At 69.1% G+C, this 26,411-nt stretch carries 24 protein-coding genes; 3 read left to right on the top strand and 21 right to left on the bottom strand.

Annotated features, from left to right (window positions below; genetic code table 11):
* Positions 1–210 precede the first annotated feature (210 nt).
* From FHU39_RS06420 to FHU39_RS06325, 20 genes are all read right to left on the bottom strand, one after another.
* Positions 211–1,107, bottom strand: coding sequence for an acetyltransferase domain-containing protein (locus FHU39_RS06420; RefSeq protein ID WP_183319582.1), 897 nt, complete (start codon positions 1,105–1,107; stop codon positions 211–213).
* Between the two features lie 36 nt (positions 1,108–1,143).
* Positions 1,144–1,575: a transcription antitermination factor NusB gene (gene nusB / locus FHU39_RS06415; RefSeq protein WP_183319581.1), complete on the bottom strand. Its 432-nt coding sequence runs from the start codon at positions 1,573–1,575 to the stop codon at positions 1,144–1,146.
* Between the two features lie 61 nt (positions 1,576–1,636).
* The gene (efp, locus tag FHU39_RS06410; RefSeq protein ID WP_183319580.1) at positions 1,637–2,197 is read right to left on the bottom strand and encodes an elongation factor P; all 561 of its coding nucleotides are present in this window, start codon (positions 2,195–2,197) and stop codon (positions 1,637–1,639) included.
* 179 nt (positions 2,198–2,376) lie between these two features.
* On the bottom strand, positions 2,377–2,889 hold the full coding sequence (locus tag FHU39_RS06405) for an O-acetyl-ADP-ribose deacetylase (protein ID WP_183319579.1): 513 nt from the start codon (positions 2,887–2,889) through the stop codon (positions 2,377–2,379).
* A 2-nt stretch (positions 2,890–2,891) separates the two neighbouring features.
* Positions 2,892–3,977, bottom strand: a complete 1,086-nt coding sequence (gene aroB / locus FHU39_RS06400) for a 3-dehydroquinate synthase (protein ID WP_183319578.1) — start codon at positions 3,975–3,977, stop codon at positions 2,892–2,894.
* On the bottom strand, positions 3,970–4,488 hold the full coding sequence (locus FHU39_RS06395) for a shikimate kinase (protein WP_183319577.1): 519 nt from the start codon (positions 4,486–4,488) through the stop codon (positions 3,970–3,972). Before FHU39_RS06395 ends, aroB begins: the two co-directional genes overlap by 8 nt.
* Positions 4,485–5,699, bottom strand: coding sequence for a chorismate synthase (aroC, locus tag FHU39_RS06390; RefSeq protein WP_183319576.1), 1,215 nt, complete (start codon positions 5,697–5,699; stop codon positions 4,485–4,487). The genes FHU39_RS06395 and aroC overlap by 4 nt, the downstream gene beginning before the upstream one ends.
* Before the next feature lie 98 nt (positions 5,700–5,797).
* Complete coding sequence (locus FHU39_RS06385) at positions 5,798–6,670, bottom strand: shikimate dehydrogenase (RefSeq protein ID WP_343065753.1); 873 nt, start codon at positions 6,668–6,670, stop codon at positions 5,798–5,800.
* Positions 6,664–7,983: an endolytic transglycosylase MltG gene (mltG, locus tag FHU39_RS06380; protein WP_183319575.1), complete on the bottom strand. Its 1,320-nt coding sequence runs from the start codon at positions 7,981–7,983 to the stop codon at positions 6,664–6,666. The genes FHU39_RS06385 and mltG overlap by 7 nt, the downstream gene beginning before the upstream one ends.
* Before the next feature lie 53 nt (positions 7,984–8,036).
* Positions 8,037–8,537, bottom strand: coding sequence for a Holliday junction resolvase RuvX (gene ruvX, locus FHU39_RS06375; protein WP_183319574.1), 501 nt, complete (start codon positions 8,535–8,537; stop codon positions 8,037–8,039).
* Entirely contained in the window at positions 8,534–11,251 is a 2,718-nt protein-coding gene (gene alaS, locus FHU39_RS06370) for an alanine--tRNA ligase (protein WP_183320922.1), read from the bottom strand. The genes ruvX and alaS overlap by 4 nt, the downstream gene beginning before the upstream one ends.
* 96 nt (positions 11,252–11,347) lie before the next feature.
* On the bottom strand, positions 11,348–11,560 hold the full coding sequence (locus FHU39_RS06365) for a hypothetical protein (RefSeq protein ID WP_183319573.1): 213 nt from the start codon (positions 11,558–11,560) through the stop codon (positions 11,348–11,350).
* Complete coding sequence (locus FHU39_RS06360) at positions 11,557–11,937, bottom strand: DUF948 domain-containing protein (protein WP_183320921.1); 381 nt, start codon at positions 11,935–11,937, stop codon at positions 11,557–11,559. The genes FHU39_RS06365 and FHU39_RS06360 overlap by 4 nt, the downstream gene beginning before the upstream one ends.
* 175 nt (positions 11,938–12,112) lie before the next feature.
* On the bottom strand, positions 12,113–13,243 hold the full coding sequence (locus FHU39_RS06355; RefSeq protein ID WP_183319572.1) for an ABC transporter ATP-binding protein: 1,131 nt from the start codon (positions 13,241–13,243) through the stop codon (positions 12,113–12,115).
* A gap of 3 nt (positions 13,244–13,246) precedes the next feature.
* Positions 13,247–14,341, bottom strand: a complete 1,095-nt coding sequence (locus tag FHU39_RS06350) for an ABC transporter ATP-binding protein (protein ID WP_183319571.1) — start codon at positions 14,339–14,341, stop codon at positions 13,247–13,249.
* Entirely contained in the window at positions 14,338–15,336 is a 999-nt protein-coding gene (locus tag FHU39_RS24925) for an ABC transporter permease subunit (protein ID WP_183319570.1), read from the bottom strand. Before FHU39_RS24925 ends, FHU39_RS06350 begins: the two co-directional genes overlap by 4 nt.
* Before the next feature lie 86 nt (positions 15,337–15,422).
* A complete protein-coding gene (locus FHU39_RS06340) occupies positions 15,423–17,204 on the bottom strand; it encodes an ABC transporter substrate-binding protein (protein ID WP_183319569.1) in 1,782 nt (593 codons plus the stop codon).
* A gap of 74 nt (positions 17,205–17,278) precedes the next feature.
* Entirely contained in the window at positions 17,279–18,331 is a 1,053-nt protein-coding gene (locus FHU39_RS06335; protein WP_183319568.1) for an ABC transporter permease, read from the bottom strand.
* Positions 18,332–18,502: 171 nt separating this feature from the next.
* Positions 18,503–20,257, bottom strand: a complete 1,755-nt coding sequence (locus FHU39_RS06330) for an ABC transporter substrate-binding protein (protein WP_183319567.1) — start codon at positions 20,255–20,257, stop codon at positions 18,503–18,505.
* A 142-nt stretch (positions 20,258–20,399) separates the two neighbouring features.
* Positions 20,400–21,758 carry an AAA family ATPase gene (locus tag FHU39_RS06325; protein ID WP_183319566.1) on the bottom strand — a complete coding sequence of 453 codons (1,359 nt, stop codon included), beginning with the start codon at positions 21,756–21,758 and terminating at the stop codon, positions 20,400–20,402.
* Positions 21,759–21,777: 19 nt separating this feature from the next.
* Here FHU39_RS06325 and FHU39_RS06320 point away from each other — a divergent pair, with 19 nt between their 5' ends.
* Entirely contained in the window at positions 21,778–22,551 is a 774-nt protein-coding gene (locus tag FHU39_RS06320; protein WP_183319565.1) for a GNAT family N-acetyltransferase, read from the top strand.
* 21 nt (positions 22,552–22,572) lie between these two features.
* On the top strand, positions 22,573–23,406 hold the full coding sequence (locus FHU39_RS06315) for a thioesterase family protein (protein ID WP_183319564.1): 834 nt from the start codon (positions 22,573–22,575) through the stop codon (positions 23,404–23,406).
* Between the two features lie 56 nt (positions 23,407–23,462).
* Here the strand turns inward: FHU39_RS06315 and aspS are convergent, their stop codons facing one another.
* Positions 23,463–25,262: an aspartate--tRNA ligase gene (gene aspS, locus FHU39_RS06310; RefSeq protein WP_183319563.1), complete on the bottom strand. Its 1,800-nt coding sequence runs from the start codon at positions 25,260–25,262 to the stop codon at positions 23,463–23,465.
* A 333-nt stretch (positions 25,263–25,595) separates the two neighbouring features.
* On the opposite strand from aspS, the gene FHU39_RS06305 reads away from it, so the two are divergent.
* A complete protein-coding gene (locus tag FHU39_RS06305; protein WP_183319562.1) occupies positions 25,596–26,408 on the top strand; it encodes a GNAT family N-acetyltransferase in 813 nt (270 codons plus the stop codon).
* Positions 26,409–26,411: the final 3 nt, after the last annotated feature.

Below are 26,411 nucleotides of genomic sequence, written 5' to 3'. Positions count from 1 at the left end.
GGTTACCGCCAGACCCGCTGTGACCCGCACCACGTCCACGCACCGGGCACCACCCCACGGCACCCGACCTCGCCCCCGGACCGGACACCAAGTGCACCGACAGGACAACAACGCGCCGAGCGGACACGAAAACTCGCCGGAATCCCGCGCTCCGGAGCGCCGTTTCGTGTCCTCTCGGTCTGTTTCGTGTCCCCTCGGCGTGGGGGTGGTTCAGGTGCGGAACTCGTTGATCAGCCAGAGGGCGCCATACACGACCGGCTGGTGGACCAGGTAGATCGCGAGGGTATGCCGCCCCGCCGCGGCCAGCGAGCGCACCGGAGCCGACGCGGGACGCCAGGCCCGCATCCGCGACCAACCCGCTTCCGTCGCCACTTCCTCGCCCGAAACCCCGGACAACCCCGAGCCACCCGCTACTGTCGCCACTTCCTCGTGCCCGTTGCCCGCCGCGTCCAGCAGCCACCGCATCATCCCGACCCCGGCGAAGGCCAGCGCGAGCCACGGCAGCACCGGCTGCCAGTCCAGCGCCGGCTGCGTGCCGTCGGCGAGACCGGTCCAGGAGACCCACGGCGAGCGGCCGGGCAGGTGCACCAGCCACGGCAGCGCGAGTGCGACGACTGCGAGCGCCCACGGCACGGCCCGGTGGGCCCGGACGGACGGCAGGACCAGCACCGAGGCGACCGCGATGGAGTGCAGGATCCCGAAGGTCACGACCTCCCGGGGCTGGTAGACCAGGCTGACGCCGGTGATCAGCAGTGCCAGCGCCACGAGTTTGAGCTCCCGGCGCCAGAACGCCGCCCAGCGGATCCCCCGCCGGTGGGCCAGCACCAGCGAGACGCCGACCAGCACCAGGAAGGTGCCCGCGATCGCGTGCGCGATCACCTTGCCCGACCAGTGCGCGCTGATCCGCCACGAGATCAGCCCGAGATCGCCGAGGTCCCAGGTGGTGTGGAAGGCGACGACTGCGACGATCGCGACGCCACGCAGAACGTCGACGACCGCCCACCGCGGGCGCGGTGAGCGGTCGGAATCCGGCAGTCCGCTACCGGCGTCAGCCGGTGCGTGGTCCGGACCGGTCGAGGAGACCGGTGCCTGGGCGGCTCTCGTCATACGCAGTGGGACTCACCCGATGCCGCTTCGGCTCCGTCAGACCAGCGACTGTTTGACGCCGGCGATCTTGTCGAGCAGGCCGTTGACGAATTTCGGCGAACTGTCCGTGGACAGCTCCTGGGCGAGCTTCACGGCCTCGGAGATCACCACCGGGGAGTCGACGTCGCTCCAGACCAGCTCCCAGGTCGCCGACCGCAGCAGCGCCCGGTCGACGGCGGGCATCCGCTCCGGCGGCCAGTCGCTGCTGCTGTAGGTCTGCAACGCGTCATTGATCGCGGCCCAGTGCTCGACGACGCCACGCACGATCTGCACGGTGTAGTCCGGCAGCGGCGTCTGCGTCGTCGGCTCGGCAACCCGCTGGTCGACGAGCTCCCGGGCGTTGACACCGCGCTGTTCGGCCTCGAAGAGCAGGTCGAGCGCCTTCTTGCGGGCCTTGCTGCGCGACCCGCGCCGCGCTGGGGTGCTCACGAACGGGGTCCCCGCGAAGTATCGGAGCGAGGTACGAGCGGAGAACTTCGTGGGGTGTTCATCAGCTGACGCGGCCCAGGTAGGAACCGTCCCGGGTGTCGACCTTGACCTTGGTGCCGGTCTCCAGGAAGAGCGGCACCTGGATCTCGGCGCCGGTCTCCAGCGTTGCGGGCTTGGTGCCGCCGGACGAGCGGTCACCCTGCAGGCCGGGCTCGGTGTGGCTGATCTCGAGCACCACGGAGGCGGGCAGTTCGACATACAGGACGGTGCCGTCGTGCTGGGCGACGATGGCTTCCTGGTTCTCCAGCAGGTAGTCGGCCGCCTTACCGACGACGTCGGCCGGGATCGGCAGCTGGTCGTAGGTCTTGGTGTCCATGAAGATGTAGTCGGTTCCGTCGTTGTAGAGGTACTGCATGTCGGAGCGGTCGACGTTGGCGGTCTCCACCTTCACGCCGGCGTTGAAGGTCCGGTCGACGGTCTTGCCGGACAGGACGTTCTTCAGCTTGGTCCGGACGAACGCCGGACCCTTGCCGGGCTTGACGTGCTGGAACTCGACCACGGACCACAGCTGGCCTTCGATGTTGAGCACCAGGCCGTTCTTCAGGTCGTTGGTTGATGCCACGTTCTGCTTTCTCCTTCGGTTGGGCGCCCGGGGGCGCTCAGAAATATGAGTCGACGTGCGCCTGCGGCGCTGACGGATGTATGCCGCGCCACGGCGACACGGGCTACGGATCCGGGCGTGGGGCAGCCGCGCAAAGTGGCGGGAGGCTCCAGTCTACCGGTCGACGGCCGGTGCTCCGGTCACGCGCCCGCCAGTTGCGCCTCGAACAGCGCCAGGGCGTCGGCCCCGAACAGTGCGAACGTGACCTCGGCCACGGAGGTCTCGGTCCCCTGCACGGTCCGCACCGCGATGCGTGCCGCGTCGTCCATGGGCCAGCCGAAGATGCCCGCCGAGATCGCCGGGAACGCGATGGTCCGTGCACCCACCTCGTCCGCCACGCGCAACGAGTTGCGGTAGCACCCGGCGAGCAGCGCGGAGCGGTCCTCCTGCCGGGAGTGGACCGGACCCACCGTGTGGATCACCCACCGTGCGGGCAGTTCACCGGCGGTGGTCGCCACCGCCTGACCGGTCGGCAATCCGTCGGGGTAGCGGGTCTCGCGCAGTTGCCGGCACTCCTCCAGGATCGTGCGGCCACCCGCCCGGTGGATCGCACCGTCGACTCCCCCGCCGCCCATCAGCGACGAATTCGCAGCATTGACAACGGCATCCACGTGCAATGTGGTGATGTCGGCAAGGACCGCAGACACGTTCATACTCACGACCGTACGGCGTCGAACGCCTCTCGCAACAGGTCCTCGTCCGGGCCGACGAGCCGGGTCGGCGCCGCGACGTCGGTCAGCGCCACGAAGCGCAGCGTGGAGCCCCGGGTCTTCTTGTCACGACCCATCGCCGCCCGTAGCGCGCGCCAGCGCTCGTCGACGTCCCCGTCGATGCTGTATGACGTGGGCAGACCGACCGTCTGCAGCGCCCGCCGGTGCCGCGCGACCAGGGCGTCGTCGATGAGGCCGGCCCGACGGGACAGCTCCGCGACATACACCATCCCGAGCGCGACGGCGTCGCCGTGCCGCCAGCTGAAGCCGGAGACCTGCTCGACCGCGTGCGCGAAGGTGTGTCCGTAGTTCAGGATCTCCCGCAGCCCGGCCTCGCGCAGGTCCGCGGACACCACATCGGCCTTGACCTGCACCGCACGGGCCACGAGTTCGGGCAGCACCGCGCCCTGCACGTCGAGCGCCGCGTCCGGATCCGCCGCCAGCTCCAGGATCCGCGGGTCGGCGATGAAGCCGCACTTGACCACCTCGGCGAGTCCGGCCACCAGATCGGCCCGGGGCAGGGTGTGCAGCAGGTCGAGGTCGCAGATCACCGCAGCGGGCGGATGGAACGACCCGACGAGGTTCTTGCCCTCGGGGATGTTGATGCCGGTCTTGCCGCCGACGGCGGCGTCGACCATCCCGAGCACCGTGCTGGGGACCTGCACCACCGGCACCCCGCGCAACCAGGTCGCCGCGACGAAACCGCCCAGGTCGGTCGTCGCGCCACCGCCGAGTGCGATCACCGCGTCGGTCCTGGTGAACCCGGCCTCGGCGAGCACCGACCAGAGCCGGATCGCCACGTCGGCCGTCTTGGCGGCCTCGGCGTCGGGCAACGACTCGACGAAGGGCTCCAGCCCCGCGGCGGTGGCCGCGGCGGCGATCGTTGCCGCGGCGTCGGCCATCACCGGTGCATGCACGACGAGGACCCGTTGGGCGCCGTCCGGCACCGCGGCGACCACCTGGTCCAACACGCCGTTGCCGATCACCACGTCGTAGTCGTCACCGACCCGGATCACATTGGCATTACTCATGATTCACCTTAGCCACGACCTCGGCCGCGACATCCTCGGCGACCCGGCCCTCGGTGTCGACCACCCAGGTCGCCAACCGCTCGTAGGTCGGGCGGCGCTCGGCCATCAGCCGCGTCCAGGTCGCGCGGGGGTTCACCGCCAGCAGCGGACGAGCCGTGGAGAAGCCGACCCGGACCGCCGCGTCGGCGATCGTCACGTCCAGGAAGACCACGGGCAGCGACTCCAGCAGGGCGGCCGTCGACTCGGTCATCGGCGCGCCGCCACCGACCGCGACGACGCCGTCCCAGGTCGTCGCGCGGGCGACCGCTTCCGCCTCCAGCTCACGGAAGTGCGGTTCGCCGTCCTCGACGAAGATCTCCGCGATCCGCCGACCCTGCTCGGCCTCGATCACCTGGTCGGTGTCGACGAACGGCACCTCGAGGGCCTTCGCGACCAGCTCCCCGACCGTGGTCTTGCCGGACCCGGGCGGGCCGATGAGCAGCACCACCGGCCCGCCGCTCGCCGGGGTCATCGAAGCAGCTCCGGGATGGCGGCAAGGTATGACGCATGGTTGCGCGCGACCTCGGCGACGCTGTCGCCGCCGAACTTCTCCAGTGCCGCCTTGGCCAGCACCAGCGCGACCATCGCCTCGGCGACGACTCCGGCCGCCGGCACGGCGCACACGTCGGACCGTTGATGTATGGCGGTGGCCTCCTCCCCGGTCGACACGTCGACGGTCCGCAACGCACGCGGCACCGTCGAGATCGGCTTCATCGCCGCGCGCACGCGCAGCACCTCGCCGGTCGACATACCGCCCTCGGTGCCGCCGGCACGGTTGGTCTCGCGGCGGATCCGGCCCTCCTCGCGGACGATCTCGTCGTGCGCAGCCGACCCGCGGCGCGCGGCGGTGCGGAATCCGTCGCCGACCTCGACGCCCTTGATCGCCTGGATCCCCATCAGTGCACCGGCGAGCTGGGAGTCCAGCCGCCGGTCCCCGTGCACGTGGGACCCGAGTCCCGGCGGGACGCCGTACGCGAGCACCTCGACGACCCCGCCGAGGGTGTCGCCGTCCTTCTTCGCCGCATCGATGACGGCGACCATCCGGGCCGAACCGTCCGCATCCAGGCTGCGCACCGGGTCGGCGTCGAGTTCGGCGACATCGTCCGGGCCGGGCAGCGGTGCGTCGTCGGCGACCTCCTCGCCGCCGATCGCGACCGTGTGCGAGACCAGCCGGATCCCGAGCGCCTGCTCCAGGAACGCCGCGGCCACCCGGCCGAGCGCGACCCGTGCTGCGGTCTCCCGGGCCGACGCGCGCTCCAGCACGGGACGGGCCTCGTCGAAGCCGTACTTCTGCATGCCCACCAGATCGGCATGTCCCGGGCGTGGCCGGGTCAGCGGCCGGTTGCGGGCGATCTCACCGGACGCACCCACGTCCGCGGCCGCCGCGAGCGCCTCCGGGTCGATCGCCTCGGGGCTCATCACGACCTGCCACTTGGGCCACTCGGTGTTGACGATGGTGATCGCGACCGGCGAGCCCAGGGTGCTGCCGTGCCGGACACCGCCGTTGAAGGACACCTTGTCCTGCTCGAACTTCATCCGGGCGCCACGCCCGTACCCGAGCCGGCGCCGCGCGAGCGCATCGGCGAGGTCTTGCGCGCTGATGGTGATCCCGGCCGGGAGCCCGTCGATCACGGCGGTCAGCTCCGGCCCGTGGGATTCACCTGCAGTCAACCAACGAAGCATGCCGCGATCTTTTCACGCGGCGCGGACCGGTCGCCGCGCGCCACCGTATGCCGGGACGCCCCGCCCCGCGCCGGGGCACGAGGAACCGACGACAGTAGTCAGTTGGGCGCGCCGTGGACCAGACCGGCGGCCGCACGACCCGCACGCTGCATCGCCTCCAGCGGCGCGGCATGCCCGGTCATCAGCTCCACCTGGGCCGCGCCCTGGTGGATCAGCATCTCGATCCCGGGCACCACCCGGGCACCGTATGACGCCGCGGCCTCGGCCAGCGCGGTCGGCCAGTCGGCATACACGACGTCGAGGAGCACCCCGCCGGCGACGGCGGCACCGGACCGCGCCGCCTCCTGTGCGACGGCGAGCGCCAGCGAGTCCGCCGCGCCCGCGGGCACGGCGCTGATCACGAGCGGGGACTGCAGCACCATCGCCGCTGCCTCCTGGTCACGCACCACGGACACGCGGAACCCGTGGTCCCGTGCCTGCGCGAGGGTCGACGCGCGCACGCGCTTGCGGACGGCGAACACGACCTCGGCGACACCGAGGTCGGCCAGTGCCGCGAGCGCGGAGCGGGCGGTGGCACCCGAGCCGACGACGACCGCCCGCGAGACCGGGTGACCGGAACCCACGCCGGCGTCCTTCAGCGCCTCCCGGATGCCGAACACGTCGGTGTTCTCCCCGTGCCACCGCGCGCCGTCGCGCACCAAGGTGTTGACGGCGCCGGTCTGCCGGGCGATGACGCTGGAGGTATCGGCGATCAGCAGCGCCTCCTCCTTCAGCGGCATGGTGAGCGACAGCCCGCGCCAGGTCGGTCCGAGGCCCGCGACGAGCTCGCGCAGACCGGCGGCGTCGCATTCGCGCACGTCGTAGGACCACTCGGCGAGGCCGAGCGCGTCGTAGGCCGCCCGGTGCAGCACCGGCGACAACGAATGGGCGATCGGCTTCCCGAGGACCGCCGCGCGATGGCGGGTCAGCACTTGCCCTGATGCTGTTTGCACCACGTGTGGAACACCTGCTCGTTCTTGTGTTGCTGGTCGAAGGTCGTCGCGAAGAGCGTCTTGCCGGTCTCCGGGTCGACGGTCACGAAGTAGAGCCAACTGCCCGGTGCCGGGTGCAGCGCGGAGGTGATGGAGTGCATCCCGGGGTTGTCGATCGGCGTGGGCGGCAGGCCCTGGTTGAGGTAGGTGTTGTACGGGCCCTTCTTGGCGCGCTCTGCGTCGGTCGTGGTGATCTTGCCACGCTTGCCCTCCGCATAGTGGATGGTCGAATCGAGTTGCAGCGGCATGTTCTTGGCCACCCGGTTGGTGATGACACGGGCGACCTTGGGACCGTCGTCGGGCAGTTTGGACTCGGCCTCCACCAGGGACGCGATCACCATGACGTCGTGCAGTTTCGCGGCCGGGATGTGCAACGGCTCGATCTTCTTGCGCCACTCGGCCACCATCGCGGTCAGTTGCTGCGTGGCGGTCATCCTGCTGGTGAAGTTGTAGGTGGAGGGGAAGAGGTAACCCTCCAGATGACCGTTCGCCGCCTTGGGCAGGCCGAGCGACGCCGCGGTGACCTTCTTGTAGTCGGCGACCGGGACACCGGTTCGCTGGGACAGCACCGAGAAGATCTGGCTGGCCCACAGCCCTTCGGGGATGGTGACCCCGGTGCTGGAGAAGCTCTTGGGGTCCAGCATCAGGTCGAGCGCTGCGCGCGCGCTCATCTTGCGGTGCAGGGTGTATCGGCCGGGCTGGATGGTGCTGAAGTCGCGGCTGACGTTGGCGACCTGCACGAACGCCGTGGTCGACTTGACGACACCGGCCTTGAGCAGCGTCTGTGCGATGTCCGCGCCGGTGTCACCCTCCTGCACGGTGATCTGGACCGTGCCGGAGCCGGTGCCGGAGTAGTCGGGAGCCCCCTGCGACAGGCCCGGCAACGAGATGTGCCCGAGCTTGCTGGCCGCATAGCCGAGGCCGCCGATGACCAGCACCATGACCAGGATCAGCAGCAGGCAGGACCGCCCGGCGCGCCGCTTGTGGTGCCGTTTCATGGCCTCGTATGACGTGTGCTGGCCCCGGATCCCGTGCTCCTCCGCACCCGACCAGTCGGAGAAGCCCTCCCAGGGTTCGTCGTCCGGATGGACCGCCACGAGCTCGCCGGTCTCGTCCTCGTCCGGCAGCGCTGCGGGAGCGTCGTCGACGTCGTCGGCGGCACCCTGCCCCAGGCGGGCCGCCTGCTCGCGAGCTTCCCGCCGGGTGCGCGGTGTCGGCTCACCGGCGGTGTCCGGGTTCGAGGGTGTGCTCATCGACCAGCCTCCGGTCGCCGGACGCGTCCGAGCACCACGTACTGCACCTTCACTCAACGCCTCTCCGTGCGGGTCCTCGACGAATGCCGGGGTTTGCGTCCGCCGAGCAACTCCCCGGAAGGTTGTCCGGAAACACGCTCGGCGTCAAGCGCGGCCTGCAGGATCAGCACTGCTGCCTGCTGATCGACGATCTCACGTCTGCCGCGTTCGCGCAGGCCACTCTCCCGCATCGCCCGATGTGCGGCAACTGTGGTCAGCCGCTCGTCGACCAGCCGGACCGGCAGCCCCGGGGCGCGGCGACGCAGCGCCGTTGCCCAGCCGCGTGCCGCCTCCGCGGCCGCGTGCTCGTGCCCGTCCAGGGACAGCGGCAGCCCGACGACGACCTCGACGGCCGCGCGGTCCGCCGCCAGGTCGGCGACAGCCTGTATGTCGGACTCGTCGCCGGCCCGGCGGAACGTGCCGACCGGGGTGGCCAGCAGTCCGTCCGGGTCGCACGAGGCGACGCCGACGCGGACACTGCCCACGTCGACGCCGACCCGCACACCCTGCCTCACTGGACCCCTGCGAGGTCGTGCAACTGGCGCTCGACGGCCTCCAGCGCCGCACCGACCGCGGACGAGTCGGTGCCACCGCCCTGGGCGATGTCCGGCTTGCCGCCGCCACCGCCGCCGAGGACCCCGGCCGCGACGCGCACCAGGTCGCCTGCCTTGATGCCACGGTCCCGGGCCGCCGCGTTCGTGGCGACGACGACGAGGGGACGGCCCTTGGCGGACCCGGTCACCGCCACGACCACCGGCGCCGCGTCGCCGAGGCGACCGCGCAATCCGGTCACGAGCGTGCGCACGTCGTCGGCGCCGGCATCGCCGGCGTCGTGGGTCAGCACCCGGATCCCGCCGATGTCGGTGGCCGACCGGACGAGCTCGCCGGCCTGCGCCTGCAGCTGTTGCTGGCGCAGCGCGGTGATCTCCCTCTCGGCGTTCTTCACCCGGGTGAGCAGCTCCTCGATGCGCTCGGTCAGCTCACCGGGTTGCGCCTTCACCAGGCGGGCCGCCTCGGCGACGATCGCGCGCTCCTTGGCGAGGTACCGCATCGCGTCCATGCCCACGAACGCCTCGACGCGGCGGACACCGGAGCCGACCGACGATTCGCCGGTGAGGGTGAGCGCCCCGATCTGCGAGGAATGGGCCACGTGGGTGCCACCGCACAGCTCGCGGGACCAGGGGCCGCCGATCTCGATGACCCGGACCTGCTCGTCATACGTCTCACCGAACAGGGCGAGCGCCCCCCACTCCCGTGCCTCGGGCAGCGTCATGTACTGCGAGGACACCGGCAGGTCCTGGCGCAGCGCCAGGTTGGCGACCTCCTCGATCTCGGAGCGGGTCTCCGCGGACAGGCCGCTGTTCCAGGCGAAGTCCAGCCGCAGGTAACCCGGCTTGTTGTACGAGCCGCTCTGCAGCGCCGACGGGCCGAGCACCTGCCGCAGCGCCGCGTGCACCACGTGGGTGCCCGAGTGCGCCTGGCACGCGGAGATGCGCCAGTCGGGGTCGACCTGCGCCTGCACCTCTTCGCCGACCTTCACCTCACCCGAGGCGACCTCGACCGTGTGCACTACCAGACCCTTGACGGGCCGCTGGACGTCGAGCACCCGCAGCTGCCCGGTCGAGGTGGTGATGACACCCTCGTCGGCGATCTGGCCGCCGGACTCCGCGTAGAACGTCGTCCGGTCGAGCACGACCTGCCCGGTCGTGCCCTCCGACATACCGTCGACACGCTGCCCGTCGACGACCAGCCCGACGATCTTGCCCTCGGTCGAAAGTGCCTGGTAGGCCTGCCAGTCGGTGGCGCCGAGCTCGCGCAGTTCCTTCCAGATCTCGGTGTGGGCGTGGCCACTCTTCTTCGCCTTCGCGTCCGCCTTCGCACGCTGGCGCTGCTCGGTCATCAACCGCCGGAAACCGTCACGGTCGACCTCGACGCCCTGCTCGCCCGCCATCTCCAGCGTCAGGTCGATCGGGAAACCGTAGGTGTCGTGCAGCGCGAACGCCTCGGAGCCGGGCAGCGTCGGGGTGCCGTTGCCACCGAGCGCCGCGGCCGACTGCTTCGCCTTGGTCACCGCGGTGTCCAGGATGGTGGTGCCCTGGTCGAGGGTGCGCCGGAACGCGTCCTCCTCGCCGTACGCGATCTGGCTGATCCGGCCGAAGTCGGTCTCCAGTTCGGGGTATGACGCCTTCATCCGCTCCAGGCTGACCGGCAGCAGCTCTGGCAGCGCCTTGTCGCGGTAGCCGAGCAGTCGCATGGCACGCACGGCCCGCCGCAGCATCCGGCGCAGCACGTACCCGCGGCCCTCGTTGCCGGGCGTCACACCGTCGCCGATCAGCATCAGCGACGACCGCACGTGATCCGCGACGACCCGCAGGTGCACATCGTCCGGGTGGCTGGAGGTCGCCGAGTGCCCGGAGTGTTCGCCGTAGATCTTGCCGGTCATCTGCGCCGCCTTGGCCAGCACCGGGTAGACCTCGTCGATCTCGTAGAGGTTGTCCTTGCCCTGCAGCAGGGTCGCCATCCGCTCCAGGCCCATGCCGGTGTCGATGTTGCGCTTGGGCAGCGGCCCGGCGACGTCGAAGTCGGCCTTGCTGCGCACCTCCGACAGCTCCTCCTGCATGAACACGAGGTTCCAGAACTCCATGAACCGGTCCTCGTCGACCGCGGGTCCGCCGTCGGCGCCGAACTCCGAGCCGCGGTCGTAGAACAGCTCCGAGCAGGGGCCGCCCGGTCCGGGAACACCCATGTGCCAGTAGTTGTCGTTGGCGTCCCGGCGGGTGATGCGCTCGGTGGGTATGCCGATCTGCTCGTGCCAGATCGCGAACGCCTCGTCGTCGTCGGTGTAGACCGTCGGCCAGATGCGCTCCGGGTCCAGGCCGTACCCGCCGTCGTCGCGGGACGCGGTGATCAGCCCCCAGGCGAGCCGGATGGCGCCTTCCTTGAAGTAGTCACCGAAGCTGAAGTTGCCGTTCATCTGGAAGAACGTGCCGTGCCGGGAGGTCTTGCCGACCTCCTCGATGTCACCGGTGCGCACGCACTTCTGCACGCTGGTGGCACGGTCCCAGGGTGGCGTCTGCTGGCCCAGGAAGTAGGGCTTGAACGGCACCATGCCGGCATTGACGAACAGCAGGTTCGGGTCGTCGTAGATCAGCGGTGCGGACGGCACCACCGTGTGGTTGTTCCGCTCGAAATAGTCCAGCCAACGTCGCCGGATCTCCGCGGTATCCATCATCAGTTCCTTTACGTTTCAGTCAAGTTCGCGTGCACGGGCGGCAACTCACACAGGTGTGGAGCGCCCGAGCCGTGCCTGGTCGGGAAGCGGGGCCTAGCGGCCCTCGATAGCTCGCGCGCCGTCGACCTGCTCGCCGGGCAGCGTCAGGTGGGTGTCCATCGCGAGCACCTCGCGAAGCTGGGCCTCCCGGGTGCCCATGCCGACCCGGACATCGCGGGAGAAGCGGGCACACGCCTCCCGGACCGCGGGCCGGCTCGCAACCGCGGCGCCCGCCGCGACGACGCCGACCGGGATCAGCCACCTCATGACCGCCCACCGGCCTTGTTCACCGGCTTGAGCCGCCGCACCTCGACGGCGGACCGGACACCGTAGGTGAACGCCGCGATCTTGATCAACGGGCGACCCACGGTCGCCGTCGCGACCGAGGTCAGCGCGCTGACGTTGGTGGTCATCGTGGCGACGTTCGAGGAAATGGTGTCCAGCCGCGCGACCTGCTGACCGGTGGCGGCGACGGTGTCGGTGACCTCACGGAGCAGCGGCACCGTCTCGTCGGTGATCTCGCGTACCCCGGCGCGGGTCTCGTCGAGCACCTTGCCCGCCTTGCCCACCACGGAGCCCATACGCAGCACGAGGACGACGAACGCCAGTGCGGCGATCATCCCGGCGATGTCTCCGAGGGAGATGCTCATAAGAGGACTCGTTCCATGATTGCGTCCCAGCCTACCCAACCCGGGCACGCCGGCCGGTAGTCATATCCGGACGCGCCGTACCGGGTCGCCGCGGTGCCGGTCCCCCGGACAGCGCCGGGCCCGTCCCACCGGCTGCGGTGGAACGGGCCCGGTCGGCACTGCGGCTGCGTCAGGACGCGTCGCTCTCGGCGACGAGGTCGGTCTTCACCTCCGGGAAGTGGCAGGCGATGACGTGCTCCGGCTTGTCCTTCGCCGGGTCCAGCGGCGGCTCCTCGGCGGCGCAGATCTCCTGTGCCTTCCAGCACCGGGTCCGGAATCGGCACCCGCTCGGCGGGTCGATCGGGCTCGGAACGTCACCGATCAGCCGGATCCGCTCGTTCGGGACGGCGCCGCGGACCACGTTCAGGTCCGGAGCGGCCGACAACAGTGCCTGCGTGTAGGGGTGCTGCGGGCGCTCGTAGATGTCCTCGCGGTCCCCGACCTCCACCATCTTGCCGAGGTACATGACCGCGATCCGGTCGCAGAAGTGCCGGACGATGCCCAGGTCGTGCGCGATGAACACGAACGCGATCCCGAGTTCGCGGCGCAGCTTGCTCATCAGGTTCATGACCTGTGCCTGGATCGACACGTCGAGCGCCGAGACCGGTTCGTCGGCGACGACGATCTTCGGCTCGACCGCCAGCGCCCGGGCGATACCGATCCGCTGGCGCTGCCCGCCGGAGAACTCGTTCGGGTAGCGGTTGACGTGCTCGGGGTTCAGGCCGACCAGCTCCAACAGCTCCTGGACCCGCGCCTTCACCTGGTTCTTGGGCACCATGCTGTGGATCTCCAGCGGGGCACCGATGATCTTCTCCACGGTGAAGCGGGGGTTCAGCGACCCGTACGGGTCCTGGAAGATCATCTGGATGTCCCGACGCAGCGGGCGCAGTTGCTTCTCCTTCAGGTGCGCGATGTCGTGCCCCTGGAATTCGATGCTGCCCGAGGTGGGATCCAGCAGCCGGGTCACCAGCCGGCCGGTGGTCGTCTTGCCGCAGCCGGACTCCCCCACCAGGCCGAGGGTCTCCCCCTTGGCCAGGTCGAAGCTGACCCCGTCGACCGCTCGTGTCTGCAGCGTCTTGGGGAACAGCCCGGTGTACTCCTTCACCGGGAAGTGCTTGACCAGGTCGGTGACGGTCAGCAGGATCTCGCGATCGCGATTCGAGTCGTGCACGACCGGCTCGGCGCCCTTGTCGAGAGTGAAGCCGGTGTCGCCCTCAGCCGGTCCGGCGTCCGGAGCAGCATCCGTGGTGTTGTCAGTCATCGATCACTCCAGGTTCGGGGCGACTTCGTCGGCGAAGATCGCGGCGGGGTCGGCCAGATGGCAGCGGGTCAGCCGTCCCGGCTCACCGGGGACCTCCAGGAACTCGGGCATCTCGGTCTTGCACCTGTCGCCCGGCACCCGGTCCGAGTAGGGGCACCGCGGCTCGAACGCGCAGCCGGCCGGGAGGTGGAGCATGCTCGGCGGGTTGCCCGGGATCGGCTTCAGGTCGGAGCCGATGTCGGCGGTCAGCGACGGCACCGAGCTGAGCAGACCCCACGTGTAGGGCATGCGCGGGTTGGCCAGCACCTCCTGGGCGGTGCCCTTCTCGACACTGCGCCCGGCGTACATGACCAACACGAAGTCCGCCACCTCGGCCACGACGGCCAGGTCGTGGGTGATCATGATGATCGCCGACCCGAACTCGCGTTGCAGGTCGTTCATCAGGTCGAGGATCTGCGCCTGGACGGTCACGTCCAGCGCGGTCGTCGGCTCGTCCGCGATCAGCAGCTTCGGGTCGTTGACCAGGCCCAGTGCGATCATCGCGCGCTGCCGCATACCGCCGGAGAACTCGAACGGGAACTGCTTGGCCCGGCGGGCCGGGTTGGGCACGCCCACCCGGTCCAGCATCTCCACGGCACGCTTCGCGGCGACCGACTTGGACACCTTGTGGTGCGCCAGGTAGGCCTCCGCGATCTGCGCCCCGACCTTCTTGAAGGGGTGCAGCGAGGACTGCGGGTCCTGGAAGATCATCGCCACGGTCTCGCTGCGCAGTTTGCGGAAGTGCGACTGCGACGCCCCGACGAGCTCGTCGCCGTCGAGCTTGATCGAGCCGCTGATCCGGCTGCGCTTCGGGTCGTGCAGGCCCATGACGGCCATCGACGAGACGCTCTTGCCCGAGCCCGACTCGCCGACGATCGCCAGTGTCTGGCCCGCCTTGACCTCGTAGGACACCCCGTTGACCGCGTTGACCAGACCGTCCTCGGTCGGGAACTGCACCTTGAGGTCCTCGACGGACAGGATGACCGGAGCGTTCGGGTCGAGCGGTGGGCGCCGCTGGGTGCCCGGCTCGCCGGCCGGGTTTGCCAATATCTCTGTCATGTCAGCTTCACAGTCGGGTCGACGGCAACGTAGAGGAGGTCGACGAGCAGGTTTCCGAGCACGATGAACGCGGCGCCGACCAGGACCGTTCCGGCGATCACCGGAAGGTCACTGGTGCTGATCGCGTTCAGGGCGAGTCGACCGATCCCGAGCACGTTGAAGACCTGCTCGGTGAAGATCGCACCGGTGAGCTCCAGGGACACGTTGACACCGACCAGCGTCAGGTACGGCGCCACCGTCGCCCGCAGCGCATGTCGCCATACGACACGTCTTTCCGAAATGCCCTTCGATCTGGCGGTCCGTACGAAATCGCTCGACAGCGTGTTGATCATGAACGCTCGGATGAACCGCACGTACGCCATCGAGTTGAAGATGCCGTAGATCACCCAGATCGCGAGGAATCCCGTGAACCAGGTGCCCGGGGACTCCGAGACCGGCGTGTAACTGGTGGCCGGCAGGACCCGCCAGCTGAACACCAGGTAGAGGTTGAAGATCAGCGCCACGGCGAAGTAGGGCATCGAGCTGATGACCTGCGAGACGCCGACGATCGCCCTGTCCAGGGGTGAGCCACGATTACGACCGCACACGACGCCCAACAGCAGGCCGAGCGGGATCCACACGAACATGCTGCCGAAGACGATGGAGAAGGTCACCGGCATGACCTGCTTCACCTGCGTCGTCACCGACTGGCTCTGCACGTAGGACCAGCCGAGGCAGGGCGCACCGCAGTGCCCGGTCACTTCTCCATCGCTGGTGATGTCGCGTCCGACGACCAGGCCCTTCATGTACTCGCCGAACTGCGAGACCACGGGCTGGTCGAGACCGAGGCGATGGTTCGTCGCTTGGACGATTTTGGTGGTGCAGTGCGTGCCGCACAGCTGGTAGGCGACGGCGTCCTTGGAGGGGCCGGCGAAGAACAGCCCGAAGGTCAGCACGACCGTGGCGAACATCACCGAGATCGCGAGCAACAACCGCCGCGCGATGTAGACGATCACGTAATGGCTCCTTGGAAGAGGGTTACCTGCCGGTGACCGGAGGGAGAGGTCATCTCCCTCCGGCCACCGTCAGTGTGACGAATCCGTCAGCTGGACACCCACAGCTGCGACAGCGTGGGCATGCTGATCAACGGGTTCAGCTGAACATTCTTGACGTTCTTGCCGAATGTCGCGGTGTTCATCGAGTACGAGTCCGGCAACGACGGGACGTACTTCGTCATGAGCTCCTTGTCCAGGGCGGCCCACTGCGGGGCGGCCTTGGCCGGGTCCATGGCGCTGATCGCGTCCATCTTCTTGTTGACGGCGGCGTTCTTGAACTGACCCACCGACAGACCGTCGGAGATGCCCGCACCGTTGAAGAGGACCGGGTAGACCGAGTCACCGGTCGGCCAGTCGTAGCACCAACCCGGGGTGCCCTGACCCATGTTGACCGGGGCCTTCGGGTCGGAGATCTTCTTGGTGTACTCGGCGGTCGAGACCGGGATGTCCTTGACCGTGAAGCCCGCCGCCTTCAGCGCCGCCTTCTTGGCGTTGTTGCTGTTGACGCTGGTCGGCTTGTCGCTGCGGTAGTAGTAGGACAGCTGGAAGCCGACCTTGTTCGCCTTCTGCAGGATGGCCTTGGCCTTGGCCGGGTCACCGTTGCCGGTGCCGGTCGCGTACGGCAGCGCCGGGTACTTCTTGAAGCCCTGCAGGCTGGGCGCCGCGAACGTGGTGGCCGGCTGGTAGTTCAGCGTCGACAGGCCGGCGGCCTTGCGCATCTGGTTGAACGGCCACGCGTAACCGATCGCCTTGCGGATGTCGAGCGGCACCTTGCGGGTGTCGATCTCCACGAAGTACTCACACGACGACGGGCCGATCGCGAACTGGCTCTTCTGCGCACCGGTGACCTTCGAGGCCAGCGAGGAGTCGATCGCGTCGATGTTCAGCGTGTTGGCGCCGACACCGCTGTTGGACAGGATCCGCTGCTGCGAGGGCAGGTCCTCGATGGAGAAGTTGATCTGCACCTTGTCCGGGTAGGCGTGCCGCACCGGGTCGCTGTTGGCGTCCCAGTTGGTGTTGCGCACCAGGATCATCTTCTGGCCCTTGGTGTAGGACTGCACCTTGTACGGACCCGTGGTCAGCGGGTTCATCTGGTACTTGTCCTTGGTGTCCTTGGCCTTCGGCACCGGGGTGAACTCCGGGAACGAGGCGAAGTAGTTGAACGCCGGGACCTTCTTGGCCAGGTGGAACACCAGCGTGTCGCTGCCCTCGGTGGTCACACCCGCGAACTTGGCGTTCGGCTGCTTGTAGGGACCCTTGTAGGTGTCGCCACCCTTGAGGTATTCCATCTGGTAGCCGGTGCCGTTGGCGCCGACGCTCTCCTTGGCGAAGGAGCGCTCGATGCCGTAGACGAAGTCCTCGATCTTGACCGGGGAACCGTCGGAGTACTTCAGACCCGAGCGGATCTTGAACTTCCAGGTCAGCCCGTCCGTCGAGGGCTCGCCGACGTTCTCGGCGAGGTCGGGCACCAGCACCGGCTTGCCGTCGACGATCTTGTACTGCGTCAGCGCACGGAACATGTACTGGGTGGCGAACGCGTTCGAGTCGACGTAGTAGATGCCGGCCGGGTCCATGGTCGGCGGGTTACCACCGTCGTCCAGGTAGAGCGTCCCGCCCTTCTTGGCGCCCTTGACCTCCGGTGCCGGACCCTTCAGGTTCGGGTCCTGCGCCGCAACAGCCGCCGACGTCTGCTGTCGGACAGCCGTGTTGTCGCCGCCGCCGCTTGCTCCGCCGCTGCCGCTACCCGACGGTCCTCCGCTGCTGCATGCCGCCAACGACACCGCAGTAGCGCCCGCGGCGGTCAGCGCAAGCAATTTCGTCCAGCGCATGTGTCATTCTCCCTTTTTCGTTACTTCCCGGCACTGCCCGGGAAGAGTCTTGTGGTCGCCCCTACGGCAGGTCATCAGCGCCGTGTGTTGGGGTTGAAGGCGTCGGAGACCGCGTCGCCGAGCAGGCTCAGACAGAGCACGAGGACCAGCAACCCGAACAGCGGCACGAGCATCGGCAGGGGGAAGTTCTGCATCTGCTGCTGCGCTTCGGAGATGTCCAGTCCCCAGTCAGCGGTCGGCGGTTGCAGTCCGACACCGAGGTAACACAGGCCGGCCTCCGCGCCGATCCAGGCGGGCAGGGCCGAGGTCGCCGACACCAGGATGATGCTCGTCAGGTTGGGCAGCATCTCCTTGAAGAGGATGCGACCGGTCGGCGCGCCGATGGACCGCGCGGCCTGCACGAACTCGCGTTCGCGCAAGGACAGCACCTCGCCGCGGATCAGGCGGCACAGTCCGGCCCAGCCGAAGAAGATCAGCACGACGAACATGGACACGATCCGGATCTGCTGCGCCTGCCCGGACGTCGCCTGACCGCCGGGGATCAGGTAGGCCGAGAGGATCGGCACCAGCGCGATCGCGAAGAGCAGGAACGGCAGCGACAGCGTGAAGTCGACCAGCCAGCCGATCACCCGGTCGATCCAGCCGCCGAAGAAGCCGGCGACCAGGCCGGCCACGACACCGATGATCGTGGTGCAGATGGTCACCGTCAGGGCGATCAGGAACGACGGCCGGATGCCGTAGACGAACCGCGCGAACACGTCGTAACCATTGTTCGAGGTGATGCCCAGCCAGTGTGAACCGTTGGTGTAGAAGGTCGGCAGGTTGTCGTCGCCGATCAGCTCGAAGTGCGGGGTCGTCGCCGACTGCCCCTCGAGGGCGGCCAACAACGGCGCGAAGATACCCATCAGCAGGAACAGCGCGATGACGACCGCGCAGGTCATCGCCACCCGATCCTTGCGCAGCCGCGCCAGTGCGATCCGGGACGGCGACTTGCTCTGCTGCGGCTGCTGCCCCTCCAGGTCCGGCTTACCGAGAACGGCTGTCGCGCCGTCGGTGTCGTGCACCCGGCCGATCTCGGCCAACGCCTCGTTGACGTCGCCTCCGCCTCCGCCTGGCCCAGCGGTCATCGATCCTCCATACGAGCTCGTGGGACGTCGGCCATCGTTCGCGATGCCGACTCGTGGTGGTCAATCGGCCGCGCCCCGCCCGCCGTGACGCATCAACGATGCCACAGCAGACGGGGCGTCGGGCCGTGTCCACATGATGGTCACCCAATCGTTACATTGGGCGCGGAACTGTCAACCGACCCAGATCTGGGCGAAGTCCGGCAGGCCCTTGTTCGGGTCGTTCGCGATGTTGTGCACCTTGTTGCCGAACACGTAACTGCTCTTGGAGTACGACAGCGGGATGCCCATGACCTGCTTGGTCATCTTCTTGTCGAACGCGAGCCACTTGGGGGCCGCCGCGGTCGGATCCATCGAGCTGATGTCGTTCAGCTCCTTGTCGATGGCGGCGGTCTGTAGGTTGGCGACGGACCGGCCGTCCTTGGCGGTGGTCGAGCTGAACAGCTGCGGGTAGATCGAGTCACCCGACGGCCAGTCGTAGCACCAGGAGCTGATCCCCTGCCCGAGGTTCTCCGGTGCGTTCTCGTCGGTCTCCTTCTCCGAGGCCTCGGCCGTGCTGACCGGCACATCCTTGACCTTGAAGCCGGCCTTCTGCAGCGCCGACTTGAGCGCGTTGTTGGCCGACACCGACTCGGGCTTGTCGCTCACGTAGTAGTACGAGAGCTCGAACCCGACCTTGTTCGCCTTCTGCAGCATCGCCTTGGCCTTCGCCGGGTTGCCCGGGCCGGTCCCGGTCAGGCCGTTGACCGGCGGGTACTGCTTCATCCCGGGAACCTGCGGGGGCGCGTAGGTGGTCGCCGGGTCGAAGGTGAGGGTGCTGTCGCCGCCGGCCTTGCGGGTCTGGTCGTACGGGTAGGCGATCGCGAGCGCCTTGCGGACCGCGAGCGGGATCTTCTGCGAGTTCAGCGGCAGGTAGGACTCACACGGCGACTGGCCGAAGACCACCTGGTCCGACTGCGACTTGGCCTTGCTCTCCACGCCCGCGTCGAGACCCGAGATGTCGATCGAGGTGGCACCGGTGCCGGAGTTGGCGAAGATCTGCTGCTGCTGGGTCAGCGCGGTGACACCGAGACGCACGTCGATCTCGTCGGGGTACTGGTGGCGCACCGGGTCGGACTTGGCGTCCCAGTTCGGGTTCTTCACCAGGGTGATGCGCTGACCCTTGGTGAACGTCTTGAACATGTACGGGCCGGTGGCCAGCGGGCTGTTCTGGTAGGCGCCCTTCTTCTCCGCCGACTGCGGAACGGGCGAGGCGGCCGGGAAGGCCAGGTAGTAGGGCAACGTCGGCCACTTGCGGACCAGGTGGAAGATCACGGTGTCGTCGCCCTGCGACGTCACACCCGCGAACTTCTTCCCCGCGTCCTGGAACGGGCCCTGGTAGGTGTCGCCGCCCTTCAGGTACGTCTTCAGGTAGGGCACCGGTCCGTTGCCGCCGAGATCCGGGTCGAAGGACCGCTCGACGGCATACACGAAGTCGGCGGCCTTGACCGTGTCACCGTTGCTGTACTTCATCCCCGGCTTGATCTTGAAGGTCCAGGTCAGCCCGTCCGAGGACGCCTTGCCCAGACCCTGGGCGAGGTCGGGCACGAGCGTCGAGACGCCCTTGCTGTTGATCTGGTAACCGGTCAGGCCGCGGGTGACGAGGCCGGACAGGATGCCCATCGAGAACTCGTAGTAGGCGCCCGCCGGGTCCCACGTCGGGGGCGAACCCGCGTCGGTGATCGTGAGAGTGCCACCCTTCTTCGCCCCGGCGACAGCCGGAGCCGGGCCCTGCACGGAGGCGTCCATCGCGGAGGCGGTGACCTTCGCCCTCGGCGTCGACGATGTCTTCTCCGAGGTGTTCTTGCTGCTCGGTCCGCTGCTGCTGCACGCCGCGAGCGGCATCGCCAACATCACCACAGCAGCCGCGATCTTGCTCGACCTACGCATTTGTTCTCTCCGATTCGGTGAAACGACGGGGGACGATGCACCGCACGGTGTCACGAAAACCGCGTGTACGTGCGGTATTTACGACTCCTGAAACGAGATCGTTACTTGTTTACCACTAGGTTTCGTACGGCGGAAGGGAATCTCACGAACCGCGTATGACGTCCCGCAGCGACTTCCAGCGCGGGCCGAGATTCTGCTCCCACCCGCGATCGGTCGGGTGGTAGTAGTCCGCGTCCAGCAGATCGTCGGGTAGGTACTGCTGCGGGCCGACACCGCCCGGTTCGTCATGGCTGTAACGGTAGCCGTCACCGTGGCCCAGGGCGGCCGCTCCGGCATACCCCGAACCACGCAGGTGCGGCGGCACCGCGCCGCCGCGTCCGGCGCGCACGTCCTCCAGTGCCGCGTTGATGCCGCTGTACGACGCGTTCGACTTCGGCGCCAGTGCGTTGTGCACGACCGCCTGCGCCAGGATGATCCGGGCCTCCGGCATACCGATCTGCGCGACCGCGTGCATCGCCGCGACGGCGGTCTGCAGCGCCGTCGGATCCGCCATACCGACGTCCTCACTGGCACTGATCACGATGCGCCGAGCAATGAACCGCGGGTCCTCCCCCGCCTCGAGCATCCGTGCCAGGTAATGCAGCGCGGCGTCGACGTCGCTGCCGCGCATCGACTTGATCAGCGCGCTGGCCACGTCGTAGTGCTGGTCACCCGCGCGGTCGTAGCGGACGGCCGCGGTCGCCATCGCCTGCTCGACGTGCGCGAGCTCGATGGGCACCGGGTGGGCGTCGGAACCGGCCGCATCCAGGGCAACCCCGGCAGCCGCCTCCAGAGCGGTCAGCGAGCGCCGGCCGTCGCCGCCGGCCATCCGCACCAGATGTGCGCGGGCGTCGTCGGTCAGGGTGAACTCCCCTGCCAGGCCACGGTCCTCGGCGACGGCGTCGTCGAGCAGGCGGCTGACGTCGTCGTCGTCGAGGGACTCCAGCCGCACCAGCATGGAGCGCGAGAGCAGCGGCGCGATCACGCTGAAGCTGGGGTTCTCGGTGGTCGCGGCGACGAGCACGACCAGGCGGTTCTCGACGCCCGGGAGCAGCGCGTCCTGCTGGGCCTTGCTGAACCGGTGGATCTCGTCGAGGAAGAGCACCGTCTGCCGGCCGTAGAGGCTGCGGTCCCGGGTCGCCTGCTCCATCACGGCGCGCACGTCCTTGACGCCGGCGTTGATGGCGGACAGCTCGACGAACCGCCGGTCGGCGGCGTTGGCGACCAGGTGCGCCAGGGTCGTCTTCCCCGTCCCGGGCGGGCCCCACAGGATCGCGGAGATCGGGCCGGCCGCGCCTTTCGCCCCCTCGATCAGGCGACGCAGCGGACTACCGGGTTTCAGCGCCTCGCGCTGTCCGCGCACCTCGTCCAGCGACCGCGGGCGCATGCGCACGGCGAGCGGCGCCGCCGTCTCGCCCGCGGGCCCGTCGTCGCTGGTGGCGCTGAACAGATCATCGGACACGCGTGCCACGCTAATGCTTGTGCCGGACACCACGATTCGTCGCCTCCCCGGGAGCGCACTGCACGAGCTCTTCCCCGACGACCCGTTCCTGCGCTGGGACGTCGCGCGGCCGCATCGCACGACGGTGTGGGTGAACGGTGCCGCGGTCGCCTTCCAGCGGCGCTCGCACTCCCGGCACATCCACGGGGTGTCGCTGCTCGGCGCGGCGCACGACCTGCCGGCGCTGCTCGACGCCGTGCTGGAGCAGTTGCCGCCGCAGGTCAATGCGGTGTCTCTCGAACGGCCCTACCTGCCCTTGCTGGCCGACCGGCTGGGCGACCGGTTCGCGGGCGGCGGCGACTGGGATTGGCTGTGGACCGACGTGGCGCCGCCGCGGCTCGCGGCCGAGGACGCGCTCGTGCCGTTGGACGACCTGCGCGACGCCGCGGACATCACGGCGCTCAACGAGCTCGGGAACCCCAGCGCCGAGTCCGAGCCGGGCACCGGACGCACGGAGGTCTGGTTGGGTGCGCGGGAGCGCGGTCGGCTGGTCGCCGCGGGCGCCATACATCGAACGCCGGGTGGGGCACCGCACCTCGCGGGAATCGTCGTCGATCCGCAACTGCGCGGCCGCGGTCTCGGTCTCGCGCTGACCGCCGCCCTGACCAGGTGGGCGATCGCGAGCGACGGCGTCTGCACGCTGGGGATGTATGCCGACAACGACCGTGCGCGCGGCGTGTACGAGCGGCTCGGATTCACCGTGGCACGCGCGTGGGCCAGCCGCCGCCTCACACCCGCTCATACTGGCGGGTAGGGGTTCCGCCATCATGTCTTCATGAGCGAACTCGGCGACGCGCTGCGACTCGCACCATCCGACACCGGATGGACCGGCGAACTCAGCAACGACTGGGCGATCGGCGAGGCCGTCAACGGTGGCCTCCTGATGGCGTTGGCCACCACCGCCACCGCGCGGTCCAGTGAACAGGCCGGCGGTCACGTCGGCCCGCTCAGCTTCTCCGGCGTCTTCCTGTCCCCCGGCGCACCCGGTCGCGTCGATCTCGAGCCGCAGATCCTGCGTGTCGGACGGTCGATGACGAGCGCACAGGTGACGGTGAGCCAACCGGTCGACGGTGCACCCGTCGAGCGACTCCGGGCGCTGCTGACCCTCGGTGATCTGGACCGGTATGTCGAGCCGGTCCTGAAAACCGTTGCAGCACCTGAAATCCCACCACCGGACAAGTGTGTGTCGGCGCGTGGCGCGCCGCCGTCCTCGCTGACACAGTCCGGCTTCCTGAAGCGGTTCGACGCACGGATGGACCCGGCCACGATCGGCTGGGCGACGGGTGAGCCCAGCGGCGACGGCGAGATGCGCGGCTGGCTGCGGCTGGCCGACGGCGCCGAGATCGACGCCATCGGGCTGCTGCTCGTGCTCGACTCGTTCCCGCCGGTGTCGTTCGACCTCGGCTCGGTCGGCTGGGTGCCGACCGTGGAGTTCACCGGATACGTCCGCGGCAAACCCGCGCCGGGCTGGCTGCAGCTGCGGCTGCGCACCGAGCACGTCGCCGGCGGCCTGCTCAACGAGGACGCCCAGGTGTGGGACTCCACCGGCCGGCTCGTCGCGCACTCCCGGCAGCTGGCGTCGGCCCGCTTCCGCGCGCTGGTCGAGTAGGCCGAGCCGATAGGCGAGGCCGTATCGAGACCGCGCCAAGTCGCTACTGTCGTCGGTTACGCGGACGGGGCGCTCTCTGGGGTGCCCTTCTTCTCCGGTTTCGCGTCGACGCCGGCCTCCTTGCGCTGGGCCGCGGTGATCGGGGCCGGCGCCGCGGTGAGCGGGTCGTAGCCGCCGCCGGACTTCGGGAACGCGATGACCTCGCGGATCGAGTCGGCGCCGGCGAGCAGCGCGCAGATACGGTCCCAGCCGAACGCGATGCCGCCGTGCGGCGGTGCGCCGAAGGCGAAGGCGTCCAGCAGGAAGCCGAACTTCTCCTGCGCCTCCTCCTCCGACAGGCCCATCACCTTGAACACCCGCTCCTGAATGTCCTTGCGGTGAATACGGATCGAGCCGCCGCCGATCTCGTTGCCGTTGCACACCATGTCGTAGGCGTACGCGAGCGCCGAGCCGGGGTCGGTGTCGAAGGTGTCGAGGTATTCCTTCTTCGGCATGGTGAACGCGTGGTGCACCGCGGTCCACGCACCGGCACCGACCGCCACGTCACCGGAGGCGACGGCGTCCGCGGACGGCTCGAACAGCGGCGCGTCCAGCACCCACAGGAACGACCACTTGGACTCGTCGATGAGCTCGCACCGGCGGCCGATCTCCAACCGCGCGGCACCGAGCAGGGCACGCGACGACTTGGCGTCGCCCGCCCCGAAGAAGATGCAGTCGCCCGGCTTGGCGCCGACGTGCGCCGGCAGTGCGGCGAGCTCGGCCTCGGTGAGGTTCTTGGCGACCGGGCCGCTGAGCGTCCCGTCCTCCTTGACCAGGATGTACGCGAGACCCTTGGCGCCGCGCTGTTTTGCCCACTCCTGCCAGGCGTCGAGCTGGCGGCGGGGCTGCGACGCACCGCCGGGCATGACGACCGCTCCGACATACGGGGCCTGGAAAACCCGGAACGTCGTGTCCTTGAAAAGCTCTGTGCACTCGACGAGTTCGAGGTCGAAGCGCAGGTCCGGCTTGTCGGAGCCGTACTTGGCCATCGCGTCGGCATACGTCATCTGCGGGAACGGCGTCGGGATGTCGACCCCGATGACCGCCCACAGCGCCTTGGCGATCGCCTCACCGAGCTCGATGATGTCGGCCTGCTCGATGAAGCTCATCTCGATGTCGAGCTGGGTGAACTCCGGCTGCCGGTCGGCCCGGAAGTCCTCGTCGCGGTAGCACCGGGCGATCTGGTAGTAGCGCTCCATCCCGGCCACCATGAGCAGCTGTTTGAACAGCTGCGGGCTCTGCGGCAGGGCGTACCAGCTGCCCGGCTGCAGCCGGGCAGGCACCAGGAAGTCGCGGGCGCCCTCCGGCGTGGAGCGGGTCAGCGTCGGGGTCTCGATCTCGACGAAGTCGCGCTGCGCCAGGACGGCGCGTGCGGCGGCGTTCACCTTGGACCGCAACCGGATCGCGCCACCCTGCGCCGGACGGCGCAGGTCCAGGTAGCGGTACTTCAGCCGGGCTTCCTCACCGACGTTGATCCGCTCGTCGATCTGGAACGGCAGCGGCGCGGACGCGCTGAGCACCTCGATGGTGTCGGCGACGACATCGATCTCGCCGGTGGGCAGGTCTGTGTTGACGTCCTTGGCGTCACGCGGGGTGACCGTGCCGGTCACCGCGATGCAGTACTCGTTGCGCAGTCCGTGTGCGGCGCCGGTCAGCACCTCGTCACGGGCGACGACCTGGACCACACCGCTGGCGTCGCGCAGGTCGAGGAAGGCGACCCCGCCGTGGTCCCGGCGCCGGGCCACCCAGCCGGTGAGCGTCACGGTCTGTCCGGCGTCGGCGGCGCGCAGGGTGCCGGCGTCATGGGTTCGAAGCATGATGTGCGTTTCCTTTCGGGTCGGTTCCCGAAGGTCGCGCGATCGGCCACCTGTCGGGAAGGCAGCCCTGGAGGTGTGGGCGGGGGCCAGATCGCGGTGCCACCACACCTTCGCCGAGGAGACCTCGGCCTCTCGTCGGTGACGCCGCACGCGCGTCCCGCGGCCGGCATCCGGGGTATGACGCACCTGGTGCGTCATACCCGTCGTGTGCCTGGTGGGTCGTCACTCCACCACCGCAAGCGAGGCCCATCCTACGGTGTCGCGTCCCCTCACCCGAAACGGATAAGCCGCCCGCCGGGCGGACCCACCGCCATGCCACTACCCTCACGGGCAATGGATGCCGCCGAGATCATGCGTATCGCCGCCACCAGCTACTGGGTGCCGCCGGACAGCGAGCACGTCGTGCGCGATGGCTTCACGGTGGTGCGCTACGACAACGGATTCCAGTACGACACAGGCGTTTACGAGATCGACTCGGCGCGCCCGGCCGCCGACCTCTTCGCGGAAGTCACCTCGCTGGCCCGGTCCTGGGGACGCCCGGCGACCTACTGGAACGGACTCAACGAGCACATCCGGCCGGCATCGCTGATCGACGTGCTGCTCGCTCACGGTGGTGAGGAAGTGGAGCGGCTGGCGATCCTCGCCCTGGACCTGAACGACCGCACCGACCTCGCGGTGCCGGCGGACGTCACCGTCGAGGTTCCGCTGGACCGCGCGGGCTGCGAGGCGTCCGCCCGGGTGGCGGCCGAAGGGTTCGAGCGTGACGTCACACCGGTGACCGATGCCGAGATCGCCGCGCACCGACGAACGGTCGAGACCGGCTCGGGCATCTCCTTCGTGGCCCACGTGGACGGACGTCCCGCTGCGACGGGCGGCACCACGTATGTCGCCGACGGCCGGGCCGCGAAGCTCTGGGGCGGTGCGAGCACGATCCGGGATCGGGGCCGCGGCGCCTACCGCGCAGTGCTGGAGGCACGACTGCGGGCGGCGCAGGAACGCGGCTGCGAGGTCGCGATCGTCGGAGGACGGGTCGGCACGTCCGCGCCGATCCTGCGGCGGGCGGGCTTCCGGTCGTACGGCGAGGAGTTCATGCTCCGGGTGCCGGTCGGTCCGGCATACCCTGCGGACGACCGCCACCTAGGCTGAGCA

The sequence above is a fragment of the Flexivirga oryzae genome, assembly GCF_014190805.1.
GTDB lineage: Bacteria > Actinomycetota > Actinomycetes > Actinomycetales > Dermatophilaceae > Flexivirga > Flexivirga oryzae.
This window is presented reverse-complemented; position numbering and strand designations above follow the sequence as displayed.